General features: G+C 70.5%; 13 protein-coding genes. 11 read left to right on the top strand and 2 right to left on the bottom strand.

Annotated features, from left to right (window positions below; translation table 11 throughout):
• The first annotated feature begins 98 nt into the window (after window positions 1–98).
• The 8 genes from ACWEK3_RS35390 (at window position 99) to pssA (ending at window position 9,269) form a co-directional block, all read left to right on the top strand.
• A complete protein-coding gene (locus tag ACWEK3_RS35390; protein ID WP_376407345.1) occupies window positions 99–917 on the top strand; it encodes a TetR family transcriptional regulator in 819 nt (272 codons plus the stop codon).
• Window positions 918–1,399: 482 nt separating this feature from the next.
• Window positions 1,400–2,737, top strand: coding sequence for a crotonyl-CoA carboxylase/reductase (gene ccrA / locus ACWEK3_RS35385; RefSeq protein ID WP_453251579.1), 1,338 nt, complete (start codon window positions 1,400–1,402; stop codon window positions 2,735–2,737).
• Window positions 2,738–2,746: 9 nt separating this feature from the next.
• A complete protein-coding gene (locus tag ACWEK3_RS35380; RefSeq protein WP_453251564.1) occupies window positions 2,747–4,795 on the top strand; it encodes a protein meaA in 2,049 nt (682 codons plus the stop codon).
• Complete coding sequence (locus ACWEK3_RS35375; protein ID WP_453251563.1) at window positions 4,792–5,817, top strand: HpcH/HpaI aldolase/citrate lyase family protein; 1,026 nt, start codon at window positions 4,792–4,794, stop codon at window positions 5,815–5,817. The genes ACWEK3_RS35380 and ACWEK3_RS35375 overlap by 4 nt, the downstream gene beginning before the upstream one ends.
• 5 nt (window positions 5,818–5,822) lie before the next feature.
• Window positions 5,823–6,392, top strand: a complete 570-nt coding sequence (locus ACWEK3_RS35370) for a MaoC family dehydratase (protein WP_450539740.1) — start codon at window positions 5,823–5,825, stop codon at window positions 6,390–6,392.
• Between the two features lie 3 nt (window positions 6,393–6,395).
• Entirely contained in the window at window positions 6,396–7,601 is a 1,206-nt protein-coding gene (locus ACWEK3_RS35365; RefSeq protein WP_453251562.1) for an acyl-CoA dehydrogenase family protein, read from the top strand.
• Window positions 7,602–7,771: 170 nt separating this feature from the next.
• Entirely contained in the window at window positions 7,772–8,428 is a 657-nt protein-coding gene (locus ACWEK3_RS35360) for a phosphatidylserine decarboxylase (RefSeq protein WP_281156604.1), read from the top strand.
• A 22-nt stretch (window positions 8,429–8,450) separates the two neighbouring features.
• On the top strand, window positions 8,451–9,269 hold the full coding sequence (gene pssA / locus ACWEK3_RS35355) for a CDP-diacylglycerol--serine O-phosphatidyltransferase (RefSeq protein ID WP_450539777.1): 819 nt from the start codon (window positions 8,451–8,453) through the stop codon (window positions 9,267–9,269).
• 700 nt (window positions 9,270–9,969) lie between these two features.
• Here the strand turns inward: pssA and ACWEK3_RS35350 are convergent.
• Entirely contained in the window at window positions 9,970–11,112 is a 1,143-nt protein-coding gene (locus ACWEK3_RS35350) for a glycerate kinase (RefSeq protein WP_453251578.1), read from the bottom strand.
• Window positions 11,113–11,315: 203 nt separating this feature from the next.
• On the opposite strand from ACWEK3_RS35350, the gene ACWEK3_RS35345 reads away from it, so the two are divergent.
• From ACWEK3_RS35345 to ACWEK3_RS35335, 3 genes are all read left to right on the top strand, one after another.
• On the top strand, window positions 11,316–12,398 hold the full coding sequence (locus tag ACWEK3_RS35345; protein ID WP_453251561.1) for an ADP-ribosylglycohydrolase family protein: 1,083 nt from the start codon (window positions 11,316–11,318) through the stop codon (window positions 12,396–12,398).
• 221 nt (window positions 12,399–12,619) lie between these two features.
• On the top strand, window positions 12,620–13,162 hold the full coding sequence (locus ACWEK3_RS35340; protein WP_450539734.1) for a DUF3558 family protein: 543 nt from the start codon (window positions 12,620–12,622) through the stop codon (window positions 13,160–13,162).
• 91 nt (window positions 13,163–13,253) lie between these two features.
• Entirely contained in the window at window positions 13,254–13,745 is a 492-nt protein-coding gene (locus tag ACWEK3_RS35335) for an NUDIX domain-containing protein (RefSeq protein WP_390724674.1), read from the top strand.
• A 439-nt stretch (window positions 13,746–14,184) separates the two neighbouring features.
• On the opposite strand, the gene ACWEK3_RS35330 is transcribed toward ACWEK3_RS35335, so the two are convergent.
• Window positions 14,185–14,862 (bottom strand): GAP family protein, encoded by a 678-nt coding sequence (locus ACWEK3_RS35330; RefSeq protein WP_450539733.1) that lies wholly within the window; start codon window positions 14,860–14,862, stop codon window positions 14,185–14,187.
• Between the last annotated feature and the right edge of the window lie 357 nt (window positions 14,863–15,219).

The raw sequence follows: 15,219 nt of genomic DNA, 5'->3' as shown, positions 1-15,219 counted from the left end.
GCGGCCTGCTGGAGCCGGCGGCCGCTCCCCCGTCCACCGAGGACGGAGGAACCCGGGGACGTGCGCACCGGGCTGCACGGATGCAGTACGTTCGGGTCATGCCCCAGCCCGCCAAGTCCACACGTACACCCGCCACGCCCGACGCGCCGGAGAGCGCCGCCGGCTCCCGCGCGGCCGCCCAACGGCTCAAGATGCGCCGGGAACTGGCGGCCGCCGCGATGGAGCTGTTCGCGACCAAGGGGTACGAGGCGACCACGGTCGACGAGATCGCCGCGGCGGCCGGGGTCGCCCGCCGCACCTTCTTCCGGCACTTCCGCTCCAAGGAAGAGGCCATCTTCCCCGACCACGACGACACCCTGATCCGCGCCGAGGCCGTTCTCAACGCGGCCCCCGCGCACGAGCACCCGCTCGACACGGTGTGCCGGGGCATCAAGGAAGTCATGAAGATGTACGCGGCGCAGCCGGAGATCTCGGTCGCCCGCTACAAGCTGACCCGCGAGGTGCCCACGCTGCGCGAGGCGGAGATCGCCTCCGTGGCCCGCTACGAGCGCCTGTTCACGCGTTATCTGCTGGGCCACTTCGACGAGCGCGTGCACGCCGACGACGCCAACGACGACCCGCTGCTCGCGGAGGTCGCCGCCTCGGCCGTGGTCACCGCGCACAACCACGTGCTGCGGCGCTGGCTGCGGGCCGACGGCCGGGGAGACGTCGAGGCGCAGCTCGACCACGCCTTCGCGATCGTGCGCAAGACGTTCGGCACCGGGATCGGGGCCGGCCGCGCCGCGGCGCCCGCGTCCGGCGCCGGGCCGTCGGCGGCGGTGTCGCAGCAGGGCGAGGTGCTGGTGGCCGTCGCCCGCACCGACGCCCCGTTGGAAGAGGTCATGCGGACCATCGAGGAGGCGCTGAAAGAGCGCTGAAGAGCCTCGCGACGAGCGAGAGCCGCGTACCGCCTCGCGACCACGAGAGCCGCGTAGCCGACGGCCACCCCCACGGGGTGGCCGTTTTTGCATGTCGGAGCCCCTTTTCGCCCGTCTCGGCGGCCCAGTTCGATCGATCATCGCTCATTTGTTGCGTAAAGTTTTCGTCTGAGCGAAAATTCTGGCACTCAGTGCCTTGCCGGATGACACGCGGTGTCATACGTTGAAGGTGTCCGGGCGGCCGGCGTGCGGCAGAACCGCACGCACGCCGACTGTCCCAGCGAGCCGATGGCGACTCGCACGCCCGGACGCCTGCGTCACAGGCAACCTCCCGCGCCACAAAGCGCTGCCGAAGCCCCACCCGCCGAACCGACGGCACCCGGCCGGTACCGCCGGCCCTCCTCATCACCCCTCAGCAGCACCGACGTAACCCTCAGCGCCCCTCCCTCAGGGCGCTCGACGCCGGAGGCAACACCGTGACCGTGAAGGACATCCTGGGGGCGATCCAGTCGCCGGACGCCACGTCCGCCGACTTCGCCGCCCTGCCACTGCCCGAGTCGTACCGCGCGATCACCGTGCACAAGGACGAGACGGAGATGTTCGACGGGCTCGCCACCCGCGACAAGGACCCGCGCAAGTCCCTGCACCTGGACGAGGTGCCGCTGCCCGAGCTGGGCCCGGGCGAGGCCCTGGTGGCCGTCATGGCCTCCTCGGTCAACTACAACTCGGTGTGGACCTCGATCTTCGAACCGCTGTCGACGTTCGGCTTCCTGGAGCGCTACGGCCGGCTCAGCGAACTCACCAGGCGCCACGACCTGCCGTACCACGTCATCGGCTCCGACCTGGCCGGAGTCGTCCTGCGCACCGGCCCCGGCGTCAACGCCTGGCAGCCCGGTGACGAGGTCGTCGCGCACTGCCTCTCCGTCGAGCTGGAGTCGAGCGACGGCCACAACGACACGATGCTCGACCCGGAGCAGCGCATCTGGGGCTTCGAGACAAACTTCGGCGGCCTCGCCGAGATCGCGCTCGTCAAGTCCAACCAGCTGATGCCCAAGCCCGGCCATCTGAGCTGGGAGGAGGCCGCCGCCCCCGGCCTGGTCAACTCCACCGCCTACCGCCAGCTGGTCTCCCGCAACGGCGCCGGCATGAAGCAGGGCGACAACGTGCTCATCTGGGGCGCGAGCGGCGGACTCGGCAGCTACGCCACGCAGTTCGCCCTCGCCGGCGGCGCGACCCCCGTCTGCGTCGTCTCCAGCGAGCAGAAGGCGGACCTCTGCCGCGCCATGGGCGCCGAGGCGATCATCGACCGCACCGCCGAGGGGTACCGGTTCTGGAAGGACGAGCACACCCAGGACCCCAAGGAGTGGAAGCGCTTCGGCCAGCGCATCCGCGAACTCACCGGCGGCGAGGACGTCGACATCGTCTTCGAGCACCCCGGCCGCGAGACCTTCGGCGCGAGCGTGTACGTCACCCGCAAGGGCGGCACCATCGTCACCTGCGCCTCCACCTCGGGCTACACCCACGAGTACGACAACCGCTACCTGTGGATGTCCCTGAAGCGCATCATCGGCTCCCACTTCGCCAACTACCGCGAGGCCTGGGAGGCCAACCGCCTGATCGCCAAGGGCAAGATCCACCCGACGCTGTCCCGGGTCTACTCCCTGGAGGACACCGGGCAGGCGGCGTACGACGTGCACCGCAACCTGCACCAGGGCAAGGTCGGCGTGCTGTGCCTGGCGCCCGAGGAGGGCATGGGCGTGCGCGACGAGGAGATGCGCGCCCGGCACATCGACGCCATCAACCGCTTCCGGAACATCTGAGAGGCGCACATGAGTGAGCGTCAGACACCGCGGGCGCACGCGGACAGAGACCGGCCGTGGCTCATGCGCACCTACGCCGGCCACTCCACGGCCGAGGCCTCCAACGAGCTGTACCGGCGCAACCTCGCCAAGGGCCAGACCGGTCTGTCGGTGGCGTTCGACCTGCCGACGCAGACCGGCTACGACCCCGACCACGTCCTCGCCCGCGGCGAGGTCGGCCGGGTCGGCGTGCCGGTCGCGCACCTCGGCGACATGCGCCGGCTGTTCCAGGACATCCCCCTGGAGCAGACGAACACCTCGATGACGATCAACGCCACGGCCATGTGGCTGCTGGCGCTCTACCAGGTCGTCGCCGAAGAGCAGGGCGCGGACATCACCAAGCTCCAGGGCACGACCCAGAACGACATCGTCAAGGAGTACCTGTCCCGCGGCACCCATGTCTTCCCGCCCGGCCCGAGCCTGCGGCTGACCACGGACATGATCGCGTACACGGTCTCCCACATGCCCAAGTGGAACCCGATCAACATCTGCAGCTACCACCTCCAGGAGGCCGGCGCCACGCCGGTGCAGGAGATCGCGTACGCGATGTCCACCGCGATCGCCGTCCTGGACGCGGTGCGCGACAGCGGCCAGGTGCCGCAGGAGCGCATGGGCGATGTCGTCGGCCGCATCTCCTTCTTCGTGAACGCGGGTGTCCGCTTCGTCGAGGAGATGTGCAAGATGCGGGCGTTCGGCCGCGTCTGGGACCGGATCACCCGCGAGCGGTACGGCATCGAGGACCCCAGGCACCGCCGCTTCCGCTACGGCGTCCAGGTCAACTCCCTCGGCCTGACCGAGGCGCAGCCGGAGAACAACGTCCAGCGGATCGTCCTGGAGATGCTGGCCGTCACCCTCTCCAAGGACGCACGCGCGCGTGCCGTGCAGCTGCCGGCCTGGAACGAGGCCCTCGGCCTGCCGCGGCCCTGGGACCAGCAGTGGTCGCTGCGCATCCAGCAGGTCCTGGCGTACGAGTCCGACCTGCTGGAGTACGAGGACATCTTCGAGGGCTCGAAGGTGGTCGAGTCGAAGGTGGCGGAGCTGGTCGAGGCGGTCCTCGCCGAGATCGAGCACATCCAGGAGCTGGGCGGCGCGATGACCGCCGTGGAGTCCGGTTACCTGAAGTCGCAGCTGGTCGCCTCGCACGCCGAGCGCCGGGCCCGGATCGAGTCGGGCCGGGAGAAGATCGTCGGCGTCAACATATTCGAGGGCACCGAGCCGAACCCGCTCACCGCCGATCTGGACACCGCGATCCAGACGGTCGACCCGGCCGTCGAGGCCCGCGTGACCACCTCGCTCCGGCACTGGCGCGACACCCGCTATCAGCCGCCGTTCAACCACCCGCGCCCCTGCAAGGCGCTGGAGCGGCTGAAGGAGGCGGCCAAGGGCTCCGGCAACCTCATGGAGGCCACGCTGGAGTGCGCCCGCTCGGGTGTCACGACCGGCGAGTGGGCCGGGGCCCTGCGCGAGGTGTTCGGCGAGTTCCGGGCGCCGACCGGGGTGTCCTCCGCTCCGGTGGCCGTGACCGCCGAGGAGGGCTCGGCCCTGTCCGAGGTGCGGCGCAAGGTGGACGCCACCGCTCGGGACCTGGGCGTGGGCAAGCTGCGCTTCCTGGTCGGCAAGCCGGGCCTGGACGGGCACTCCAACGGCGCCGAGCAGATCGCCGTACGAGCCCGCGACGCCGGGTTCGAGGTGGTCTACCAGGGCATCCGGCTCACCCCCGAGCAGATCGTGGACGCGGCCCTCGCCGAGGACGTGCACGCGGTCGGCCTGTCCATCCTGTCCGGCTCGCACGCCCAGCTGGTGCCCGACGTGCTGGAGCGGCTGCGCCAGGCCGGCGCGGCCGACATCCCGGTGATCGCCGGCGGGATCATTCCGAACGGTGACGCCGAGCAGCTCAGGGCCGCGGGAGTGGCCGCGGTCTTCACCCCGAAGGACTTCGACATCACCGGGATCATCGGCCGTATCGTCGACGAGATCCGGAAAGCGAACAAGCTCGAACCCCTGGAGGTCCCCGCATGACCGCCCGCCCGTCGCCCGCCACCACCCCTTCAGCGAGCGGCTCCGCCGCGCCCCTTCCTGATCCCCAGGTCGACCGCCTGCGTCCGCGGCGCTCCTGCCTGGCCGTACCGGGCTCGAACCCCCGTTTCCTGGAGAAGGCTCAGGGCCTGCCCGCCGACCAGGTGTTCCTCGACCTGGAGGACGCCTGCGCACCGCTCGCCAAGCCGGAGGCGCGGCACACCATCGTCAAGTTCCTCAACGAGGGCGACTGGACGGGCAAGACCAGGGTGGTCCGGGTCAACGACTGGACGACCGAGTGGACGTACCGGGACGTCGTGACGGTGGTCGAGGGCGCGGGCCAGAACCTGGACTGCATCATGCTGCCGAAGGTGCAGGACGCCCAGCAGGTCGTCGCGCTCGACCTGCTGCTGACGCAGATCGAGAAGACCATGGGCTTCGCGGTGGGCCGCATCGGCATCGAGGCGCAGATCGAGAACGCGCGGGGCCTGAACAACGTCAACGAGATCGCGCAGGCCTCCGAGCGCATCGAGACGATCATCTTCGGCCCGGCCGACTTCATGGCGTCGATCAACATGAAGTCGCTCGTCGTCGGCGAGCAGCCGCCCGGCTACCCGGCGGACGCCTACCACTACATCCTGATGAAGATCCTGATGGCCGCGCGCGCCAACGACCTCCAGGCGATCGACGGCCCCTACCTTCAGATCCGCAACGTCGACGGCTTCCGCGAGGTGGCGGGGCGGGCCGCCGCCCTCGGCTTCGACGGCAAGTGGGTGCTGCACCCCGGCCAGGTGGAGGCCGCCAACGAGGTCTTCTCACCGTCCCAGGAGGACTACGACCACGCGGAACTGATCCTGGACGCGTACGAGTACTGCACGTCCGAGGCGGGCGGCAAGAAGGGCTCGGCGATGCTCGGCGACGAGATGATCGACGAGGCCAGCCGCAAGATGGCGCTGGTCATCGCGGGCAAGGGCCGCGCGGCGGGCATGCGGCGCACCAGCACGTTCGAGATCCCGGAGGGCTGAGCGACATGCAGTTCGGACGGACCTTCGAGGAGTTCGAGGTCGGGGCGGTCTACAAGCACTGGCCGGGCAAGACGGTCACGGAGTACGACGACCACCTGTTCTGCCTCCTGACCATGAACCACCACCCGCTCCACATGGACGCCAACTACGCCGAGAAGACGACCGACTTCGGCAAGAACGTCGTCGTGGGCAACTACATCTACTCCCTCCTGCTGGGCATGTCCGTCCCGGACGTCTCCGGCAAGGCCATCGCCAACCTGGAGATCGAGTCGCTCAAGCACGTGGCGCCCACCTTCCACGGCGACACGGTCTACGGCGAGACGACCGTGCTCGACAAGTGGCCGTCGAAGTCGAAGAGCGACCGCGGCATCGTCCATGTCGAGACCAGGGGCTACAAGCAGGACGGCACGCTGGTGTGCACCTTCCGGCGCAAGGTGATGGTGCCGACCGAGACGTACACCAAGGAGCGCGGCGGCGAACAGCCGGGCCGCCCGCCCGTCTCCCACCACCACCCTCAAACGACGCCCCTGCGGGGCGGCACACCCAATTCGGAACCCAGGGAGCAGGGGAAGTAGGCCATGGCCCGACTCGCCCAGACCGCCGGTCTGACGGACGTGCAGCAGGAGATCGTCTCCACCGTCCGGGACTTTGTCGACAAGGAGATCATCCCGGTCGCGACCGAGCTGGAGCACCGCGACGAGTACCCGCAAGCGATCGTGGACGGCCTGAGGGAACTGGGCCTGTTCGGTCTGATGATCCCCGAGGAGTACGGGGGCCTGGGCGAGTCGCTGCTGACGTACGCACTGTGCGTGGAGGAGATCGCCCGCGGCTGGATGTCGGTGTCCGGCATCATCAACACGCACTTCATCGTCGCGTACATGCTCAAGCAGCACGGCACGCAGGAGCAGAAGGACCACTTCCTGCCCCGAATGGCGGCCGGCGACGTCCGCGGCGCCTTCTCGATGTCGGAGCCCGGCCTGGGCTCCGATGTGTCGGCGATCACGTCGAAGGCGGTGAAGGACGGCGACGAGTACGTCCTGACCGGCCAGAAGATGTGGCTGACGAACGGCGGTACGTCGTCACTCGTGGCGGTCCTGGTCAGAAGTGACGAGGGCCACCCCGAGGGCACCGCGCCCCACAAGTCCATGACGACCTTCCTGGTGGAGAAGGAGCCCGGCTTCGGCGAGGTCCGCCCCGGACTGACCATCCCCGGCAAGATCGACAAGATGGGCTACAAGGGCGTCGACACCACCGAGCTGATCATGGACGGGCTGCGCGTCCCGGCCGACCGGGTCCTCGGCGGCACCACCGGCCGCGGCTTCTACCAGATGATGGACGGCGTCGAGGTCGGCCGGGTGAACGTGGCGGCCCGGGGCTGCGGCGTGGCCCAGCGCGCCTTCGAGCTGGGCGTGGCCTACGCCCAGCAGCGCCACACCTTCGGCAAGCCGATCGCCCAGCACCAGGCCATCCAGTTCAAGCTGGCGGAGATGGCCACCAAGGTCGAGGCCGCCCACGCCATGATGGTGAACGCGGCCCGCAAGAAGGACTCGGGCGAGCGCAACGACCTCGAGGCCGGCATGGCGAAGTACCTGGCCTCCGAGTACTGCAAGGAGGTCGTGGAGGACGCCTTCCGCATCCACGGCGGCTACGGCTTCTCCAAGGAGTACGAGATCGAGCGCCTGTACCGTGAGGCACCCATGCTGCTCATCGGTGAAGGCACCGCCGAGATCCAGAAAATGATCATCGGTCGCAGGCTGCTCGAAGAGTATCGGTTCCAGGGCTGAATGTCCGACTACGGGGTGTTTTCTTCGAGAAGAAGATCACACCCCGTCAACGGTGTTCGGCTGCCGACTCGGCAGCTCGGCTTACCCAGTTGTGGCCCTTAACCGCTACGATCGCGGAAAGCCGCCGTCCCCCGTCGAAAGCGCGGCATCATCCGCTACGAAGGTCATCCATGCCCCACAGCCAAACCTCTGCACATCGTGACAGCCTGGCCGGCGTACGCCTTGCGCGCGGAGCATCGCCGTGGCTTCTTCCGACCGTCGCCACCGCAGCCGTCAGCCTTCTGCGCGCCCGCCGCTCGGGTGCAGCCAAGGCCGTAGCCGTTCCCGCCACCGCGCTGGCGGCGGGGATGCTGTGGTTCTTCCGCGACCCCGAGCGCGAGATCGCCCAGGGCCGGGTCATCTCGCCCGCCGACGGTGTGGTGCAGAGCATCATGCCGTGGAAGGACGGCCGCACCCGCGTCGCGATCTTCATGAGCCCGCTGAACGTCCATGTCAACCGCGCCCCGCTCTCCGGCACGGTCACCTCGGTCGAGCACGTCCCCGGCGGGTTCGTTCCGGCCTTCAACAAGGAGAGCGAGAACAACGAGCGGGTCGTCTGGCACTTCGACACCGAGCTCGGCGACATCGAGATGGTCCAGATCGCCGGCGCGGTGGCCCGCCGCATCGTCCCCTACATCCCGTCCGGCACCAAGGTCGAGCAGGGCGAGCGGATCGGTCTGATCCGTTTCGGTTCGCGCGTCGACCTGTACCTGCCCGAGGGTGTGGACGTCGCGGTCGAGGTCGGCCAGAAGACCGTGGCTGGGGTGACTCGCATTGACCGTCATTGATCCCGAGACCCAGGCCGGCTGGGTGCCGGAGGGGGACGAGGTGGACGAAGAGGAGGAGATGCCCCTCTCGTTGCGCCTGTCGATAGCGGACACCCTCACCCTGGGCAACGCGACCTGCGGCTTCATGGCGGTGTACTTCACCACCACCGGCATCCTGATCCCGCACCTGACCGGCAACGACGAGTCGGCCGGCATGGCCCGACACAGCGCTGCCACGGCGGTCATCCTGATGCTGTGCGCGGCGGTCTTCGACCTGTTCGACGGCCTGGTCGCGAGGAAGCTGCGCTCCTCCCCCATGGGCGCGGAACTGGACAACCTCTCCGACCTGATCAGCTTCGGCCTGGCCCCGGCGTACTTCGTCCTCGTGTACGGCATGGTCGCGGACGACGCCCACCAGAGGGTGGCGGCCCTCGGCGCGATCGTGGTCCTGCTGGCGGTGGTCCTCCGGCTCGCGAGATTCTCCTGCGTCACGCTGAAGGACGGCATGTTCCAGGGCATGCCCTCCCCCTTCGGCGCATTGACGGTGGTCTCGATCGTCCTCCTCGAGCTCCCCTTCGTGGCGACGCTGCTGGCGATCGTCGGCACGGCATGGCTGATGGTGAGCCGAGTGGAGTACCCGAAGCCGAGGGGCCGCCTGGCGGTGGCCATGCTGTCCTGGATCGTCCTGTCCATGGGCCTCCTGGCAGCCTGGGCCTTCGACGCCCCGAGCGGCCAGCTCCTCCTCCAGACCGGCTGCGCCCTGCAACTCGTCATGGGCGCGGTGATCCCCCTGTTCGCCACGGCCCGCCGAGTGAACAACTTCCGCGACAACCGCCGCGAGGCACGGGCGGCCCAGCCGTAGCGCTCCGCTGCGGCCGCCGAATGGGAAGGGCCCCGAACCGTGAGGTTCGGGGCCCTTCCCGTGTTGCGGGCCACCGCCGGGCCCCCTGGGGTGCGAGGGCGCGGGGAGACGTTGAGGACCCCGGTGGGGTGCAGGTGCAAGGGGAATTCCAGCCGGGGCCGCGAGGGCACGTCGCGGCGGGGGCCGCAGGGGCGCTGGGGCAGGTGGGGCGAAAGGGGCGATGCCCAGCCGAGGCGCAGGAGCGGGGTGCAGGGGCGAAGCCCCGCGGGGGTCTGGGGCGGAGCCCCAGGAACGGTCACCTGAGCCCCAGCGGGTCGGGTGGGCGGGTGGGCCAAGCATCCGGGGCGGAGCCCCGGCGGGGTGCAGGGGCGAAGCCCCGGCGGGGTGCAGGGGCGAAGCCCCGGCGGGGTGCAGGGGCGAAGCCCCGGCGGGGTCTGGGGCCAAGCCCCGGCGGGGTCTGGGGCCAAGCCCCGGCGGGGTCTGGGGCCAAGCCCCAGGGACGGTCACCTGAGCCCCACCGAGTCGGGCGGGCGGGTGGGAGAAGCACCCGGGGCGCACACGGCAGGGGCCGGGGCAGAGCCCAGGGAACGACACCCTCACACCCACCCAGCCAGGCGGGCCGGCAGGGGCTGGGGCAGAACCCCAGGGAACGGCACCCCAACACCCACCCAGCCGGCCAGGCCCCCGCAAAGACGGCCCGTCACCCCAGCCGGTCGCGCCCGATCCGCTCAGCCACCTGCTCAAGGATCCGCCCCGCATCCGCAATGCACGTGGCCACGTCCGGCTCGACCTCGGTCAGGGCATACGCCCGCCGGATCCCGGCACGCTCCAGAACCTCCGGCTCCAGCGCCAGCCGCCCGCACACCGCGACCACCTCCTTGCCCGCCGCCCGCGCCGCCGCCGCGACCCCGGCCGGAGCCTTCCCGTGCAGCGTCTGCTCGTCCAGGGAGCCCTCACCGGTGATCACCAGCGAGGCCCGCTCCAGCGCGGGGGCGAACCCCAGCACGTCGAGCATGACCTCGATCCCCGCCCGGAAGCGTGCCCCGAGCAGCATCGCCCCGAACCCGATACCACCCGCCGCACCCGCCCCAGGCGACGCCGCGTACTCGGCGGCCCGGTTCCCGATCCCGCCCACACCCTCCAGCACCTTCGCAAAGTGCGCGAGCGCAGCGTCCAGCGTCGACACGTCCTCCGCCGAGGCCCCCTTCTGCGGCCCGTAGACCGCCGGAGCACCCTTCGGACCGGTCAGCGGATTGTCGACGTCGCTGGCGAGCACCAGCTCCACCGCGGCGAGCCGCGGGTCGAGCCCGGTCAGGTCCGCCCGGACGAGTTCCGCCAGTCCCCCGCCGCCGGGCGGGATCGGCTCCCCGTCCGCGTCCAGGAACCGCGCCCCGAGCGCGGCCAGCATCCCCGCGCCCCCGTCCGTCGTCGCGCTCCCGCCGACGCCGAACACGATCGTGCGCGCCCCCGCGTCCAGCGCGGCCCGCAGCAGCTCCCCGGACCCGTACGTGGACGCCGTGAGCGGCGCGAACACACCGGCCGGCAGCCGCTGCAACCCGCTGGCCTCGGCCATCTCCACGACCGCCGTGTCGCCGCGCAGCGCGAACGCGGCCGTCACCTCGTCCCCGAGGGGACCCGTGACCCGTACCTCCCGGCGCTCGAACCCGGCCGCGACCGCCGCGTCCACGGTCCCGTCGCCGCCGTCGGCGACGGGCAGCGCCTCCACCTCCACGTCCGGCACGACCCGGCGCAGCCCGGCCGTCACGCGCTCGGCGACCTGCACGGCCGTCAGCGAGCCCTTGAACTTGTCCGCGGCAACCAGCACCCTCCGGGTGCCTCGCACTGCAGCGTCCGCCACCTTGACATCCCCTTGCTCTCCGGGCCCCGCACGTCAGGGCCAGTCGCGCCGCTGCGACCTTAACCGCCGACCACCCCCTCCGTCATGCCCCGCCCGGACCCTGAGAAGCCCCTGACGTGCCCGTGGACCCCGAGAACGTACCGATGAACCCCGAGCGGCCGCCCCCGGAATCCGGTAGACCGGTTCCCATGACCGCTGTGGACGCCGCCGTGGGCACCGGACCAGCGCTCGCCGACCGTATCCTCGGCGGCTGGCTGGGCCGGATCGCCGGCAACATGCTCGGCAAGCCGGTGGAGCAGGGCGACGTGTGGACGCGCGACCGCATCGACCGCTACCTGCGCGCGGCCGACGCACTGCCGCTCACCGACTACCTGCCCGAGCCGGCCGGCGACGACGGCCCGCCGCTGCGCCCCGAGTGGCGCAGCTGCGTCCGCGGCCGCATCCACGGCAGCTGCCGCGACGACGACGTCGACTACGCGATCCTGGGCCTGGACCTCCTGGAGACGCACGGCTTCGACTTCACCACCGAGCAGGTCGGCGAGCTGTGGCTGCGGCGCCTGCCGTACCTTCAGACGTTCACCGCGGAGCGGGTCGCGTACCGCAATCTCGCGAACGGGCTCAAGCCGCCGCTGACGGCCACGTACGACAACCCGTACCAGGAGTGGATCGGCGCCCTGATCCGCGCCGACATCCACGGCTGGACCAGCCCCGGCGACCCGAGCCGCGCCACCTCGCTGGCCCGCCGCGACGCGGTCCTGTCGCACACCGGCAACGGCGTCTACGGGGCCATGTGGGCGGCGGCACTGATCGCGGCCGCCTTCACCGCGCCGACCGTCCGCGCCGCCGTCGACACCGCGCTGACGGTGATCCCGGCCGGCAGCCGTCTGGCCCGCACGGTGCGCCGGGCCCTCGCCCTGCACGAGGCCGGCCTGCCCTGGGAGGACGCGCTCGACACGCTCGCGGAGGAGACCGCCGGTCTCGGCTGGATCCACACGGTGCCGAACGCCGCCGTCATCACGGCCGGCCTGCTCTACGGCGGGGGCGACTTCACTCGCACCATCGCGCTGACCGTCCGCGCCGGCCTGGACACCGACTCGAACGGCGCGACGGCCGGCTCGGTGGCCGGCGTCATGACGGGCGCTGCGGCCGTCCCCGCCCAGTGGAAGGACCCCCTCGAGGACACGGTCCGCAGCGCGGTCTTCGGCTTCGACGGCGTCCACGTCAGCGAGCTGGCGGAACGCACCCTGCGTCTGGCCCTCCTCGACGCCTGACAGGACAGCACCCACAGCGCCTGGTTCCCGCCGGCGCCCGCTACGGCATGGTGCGTTCCGTCCGCCCTTCTCGCACTTCTCCACAACATGAACACACTGCGGTCACCAATCCGCACCACACCCGGACTCTCGCCACGCGAGCCGGGATCCTGGTCCGGCAACGGCCCCACCAGCCCTGCCGGTCGACAGAAACGCAGAAACCCAGAAACCAGGAGGACGCCATGACTCTCATCCGTGTGCGCCAAGGTTCGGCCCTGCTGTCCACGACCCTGCTCGCGGTCCTCGGCCTGGCCGGCTGCGGCGGCTCCGGCGAGAAGGCGCCCACCGCCGGCTCCGCGCCTTCCGCGACCGCTTCACAGGGGGGAGCCGATCCCTCCGCTCCGCCGAAGAAGGCCCCGGCGAACCCGTGCGCGCTCATCTCCCTTCAGGAGGCCCAGGAGCTGGGAGGCACGTCCGTCGAGGGGAAGAAGAGCGAGGACACCCCGGGCGGCTGCAGATACACCCACGAGGGGGTGCCGATCGCGTCCACCATCCAGGGGGACGAGGCCAAGCAGTTCATGGACGACATGCTCCGGGCAGCCGACCGCAAGCCGCTCTCCGGCATCGGCGACGAGGCGACCGCCTACGACGACAAGGACCACGGGACGTTCGGGCTCCTGTTCCGCACGTCGGGCACCTGGGTCGCGATGACCGTGGTGGCGGACCGGGCCGACAACGACCGGCGCCTGGAGGAGCTGGCCCGCAAGGTCGCCGCCCGGATGTGACCACGCCGGACGCCGGTCCCGGTGCCTCGGGTGCGGGACCGGCGACGCGGTGCGTCGCACCGGTTGTCACGAGGCTCGTTACCCTTTTTGGATGACCACCGCGGACTACGCCACGTACATCGCCGGCCTTCCCCGGGTCCTCGCCGCTGCCGCCTGCGTCTTCCGTGACGCGGACGGCCAGGTGCTTCTCGTCGAGCCGAACTACCGGGACGGGTGGACGCTGCCCGGCGGCACCGTCGAGTCCGACGACGGGGAGACCCCGCGCCAGGGCGCGCGCCGCGAGACGCTGGAGGAGATCGGGCTCGACCGCGAGCCGGGGCGGCTGCTCGTCGTGGACTGGGTGCCCGGCACCGCACGGCCTCCGCTGGTGGCGTACCTCTACGACGGCGGGGTCCTCACGGACGACGACCTCAAGGCGATCCGCCTCCAGGAGGAGGAGCTACTGTCCTGGCGCCTGGTCGCCCGCGACGCACTCGCCGCCCACCTGCCGGGCGCCCTGGGCCGCCGCGTCCTGACCGCCCTCGACGTCCTGACCGACGGCACGGGCACGGCGGAACTGGAGAACGGCCACCGCCCCGGATGACCACCGGATGACCCCGGCCCGGCACAGGCGAACATCCGTTCGCCCACCCCGCCCCTCCGCCCTGACCTCGGTCCCATGACCAAACCCCCGAAGACGGCAGCACACTGATCGCGTGCGCCGGCGTGCGGCAGACACACGACGACTGTCTGACGGGCCATCGCTTCCGCTTTGCACCAGCAGCCGTCAACGGACGCTCAGGACCATCAGCTTGGGAAGCTGGGGTCCTGAGGAGGCGCTAGCCCCACTGACCTGCGGAGGAGACACTACGGGCCCTGCCAGGCCAGCGGCTTTGTCCCCGCCATTCCCCGTGGTTCCCCGCACGATCCGGCACGTCTCTGGCACAACCTCTTCATCCCGAACTATCGGCTGGGCAGCCATTGCGTGTACTCCGCTGCTGTACAGCAACCGCCGACAGAGGCCCGTGGACTCTTCGGCTGCATCAGGAGGTGAGGATGGAGATGCTGTCCCCGAGCAGCTTCAGTCCGAGGACGAAGAACAGGACGGCCATCACGGCGGCATTGTGCTGAGCTGCCCACTCCTTCCAGTCGCCGAGCGTGGTCTTGGCTCGCTCTCCCCCGAGGAGGAAGACCCCCAACGGAGCCAGCAGGCCGAGGGTCGCGATCAGGACGAAGATTGCCAGCGATGCGATCTGCTGCCCGACCGGCAGTCCAGCTGAGCCGATCGCGGCGCCCGCGGCGATGGTCAGCGGGGCGTTCTTGGCGTTGAGCGCGGCCAAGGCCAGTCCGAGTGCGAACACCTTGACCGGCGTGAGACGGTCGATCGCGCCCATCCACTTCGGCAGTCGGGCTTGCGAGGGATCCTTCGGGCGCCGGTGCCATTGCCGAGCGCCGAGGAGAACGAGGAACACGCCCAGAGCGAGCTTGAGGACTCCCACCCAGGTGGCCGGCTGACCGTGGGCGGAGGCGCCTGCGGGAGAAGCGATCGCCAGCATCACCGCGCCCAGAGCCGAGAGTCCCAGGATCCAGCCGACGGCCAAGAGAACTCCGTTGAGACGTCCCCGAGGCGTGGCGAGTATGAGGATGATTGCGATGATCGGGAGCGGGCTGACCGCGACGGCGGCCGCGAAACCCAGCACGTCACCGAGAACGTGGCCCATGGTTGCCTCCGGGTGGCGATCCGGTGGAGCAGGGGGCGGCGGAAGCATGTGACCCGACCGCCTGGGCGGCGCAACGGGTTGGTGTGCGATGGGCTGCGACACTGTTTTCACGGCCGCACGGAAGTGGCTGCCCGACAACGGTGATGACGACGTGCTCGGCACGTCGCACCACATTCCATCTTCCTGCGCCTGGCCGGATCTGTCCTCGGGAGCTTCTCGGGACGCGAGGACCCCGGCGTCGGCCTGCCGCACCGGGGCAGGAGTTTTCCTCGCGGACGTTTTCTCGGTTCGCGGACATGACGCTCGACCGAGGGGCTACGGTATGCACCCACAAGGTGACATGCAGCAACGCCGGGA

Source organism: Streptomyces sp. NPDC004721, assembly GCF_053601495.1.
Note: the sequence above shows the minus strand (reverse complement) of the source record. Positions and strands in the feature narration are given on the sequence as shown.

Excerpts from the sequence above, each read along its gene's own strand:
- ACWEK3_RS35390 (WP_376407345.1), top strand. The coding sequence starts at position 99 with ATGCCCCAGCCCGCCAAGTCCACACGTACACCCGCCACGCCCGACGCG.
- ACWEK3_RS35380 (WP_453251564.1), top strand. The coding sequence starts at position 2,747 with ATGAGTGAGCGTCAGACACCGCGGGCGCACGCGGACAGAGACCGGCCG.
- ACWEK3_RS35375 (WP_453251563.1), top strand. The coding sequence starts at position 4,792 with ATGACCGCCCGCCCGTCGCCCGCCACCACCCCTTCAGCGAGCGGCTCC.
- ACWEK3_RS35370 (WP_450539740.1), top strand. The coding sequence starts at position 5,823 with ATGCAGTTCGGACGGACCTTCGAGGAGTTCGAGGTCGGGGCGGTCTAC.
- ACWEK3_RS35365 (WP_453251562.1), top strand. The coding sequence starts at position 6,396 with ATGGCCCGACTCGCCCAGACCGCCGGTCTGACGGACGTGCAGCAGGAG.
- ACWEK3_RS35360 (WP_281156604.1), top strand. The coding sequence starts at position 7,772 with ATGCCCCACAGCCAAACCTCTGCACATCGTGACAGCCTGGCCGGCGTA.
- ACWEK3_RS35345 (WP_453251561.1), top strand. The coding sequence starts at position 11,316 with ATGACCGCTGTGGACGCCGCCGTGGGCACCGGACCAGCGCTCGCCGAC.
- ACWEK3_RS35340 (WP_450539734.1), top strand. The coding sequence starts at position 12,620 with ATGACTCTCATCCGTGTGCGCCAAGGTTCGGCCCTGCTGTCCACGACC.
- ACWEK3_RS35335 (WP_390724674.1), top strand. The coding sequence starts at position 13,254 with ATGACCACCGCGGACTACGCCACGTACATCGCCGGCCTTCCCCGGGTC.
- ACWEK3_RS35330 (WP_450539733.1), bottom strand. The coding sequence starts at position 14,862 with ATGGGCCACGTTCTCGGTGACGTGCTGGGTTTCGCGGCCGCCGTCGCG.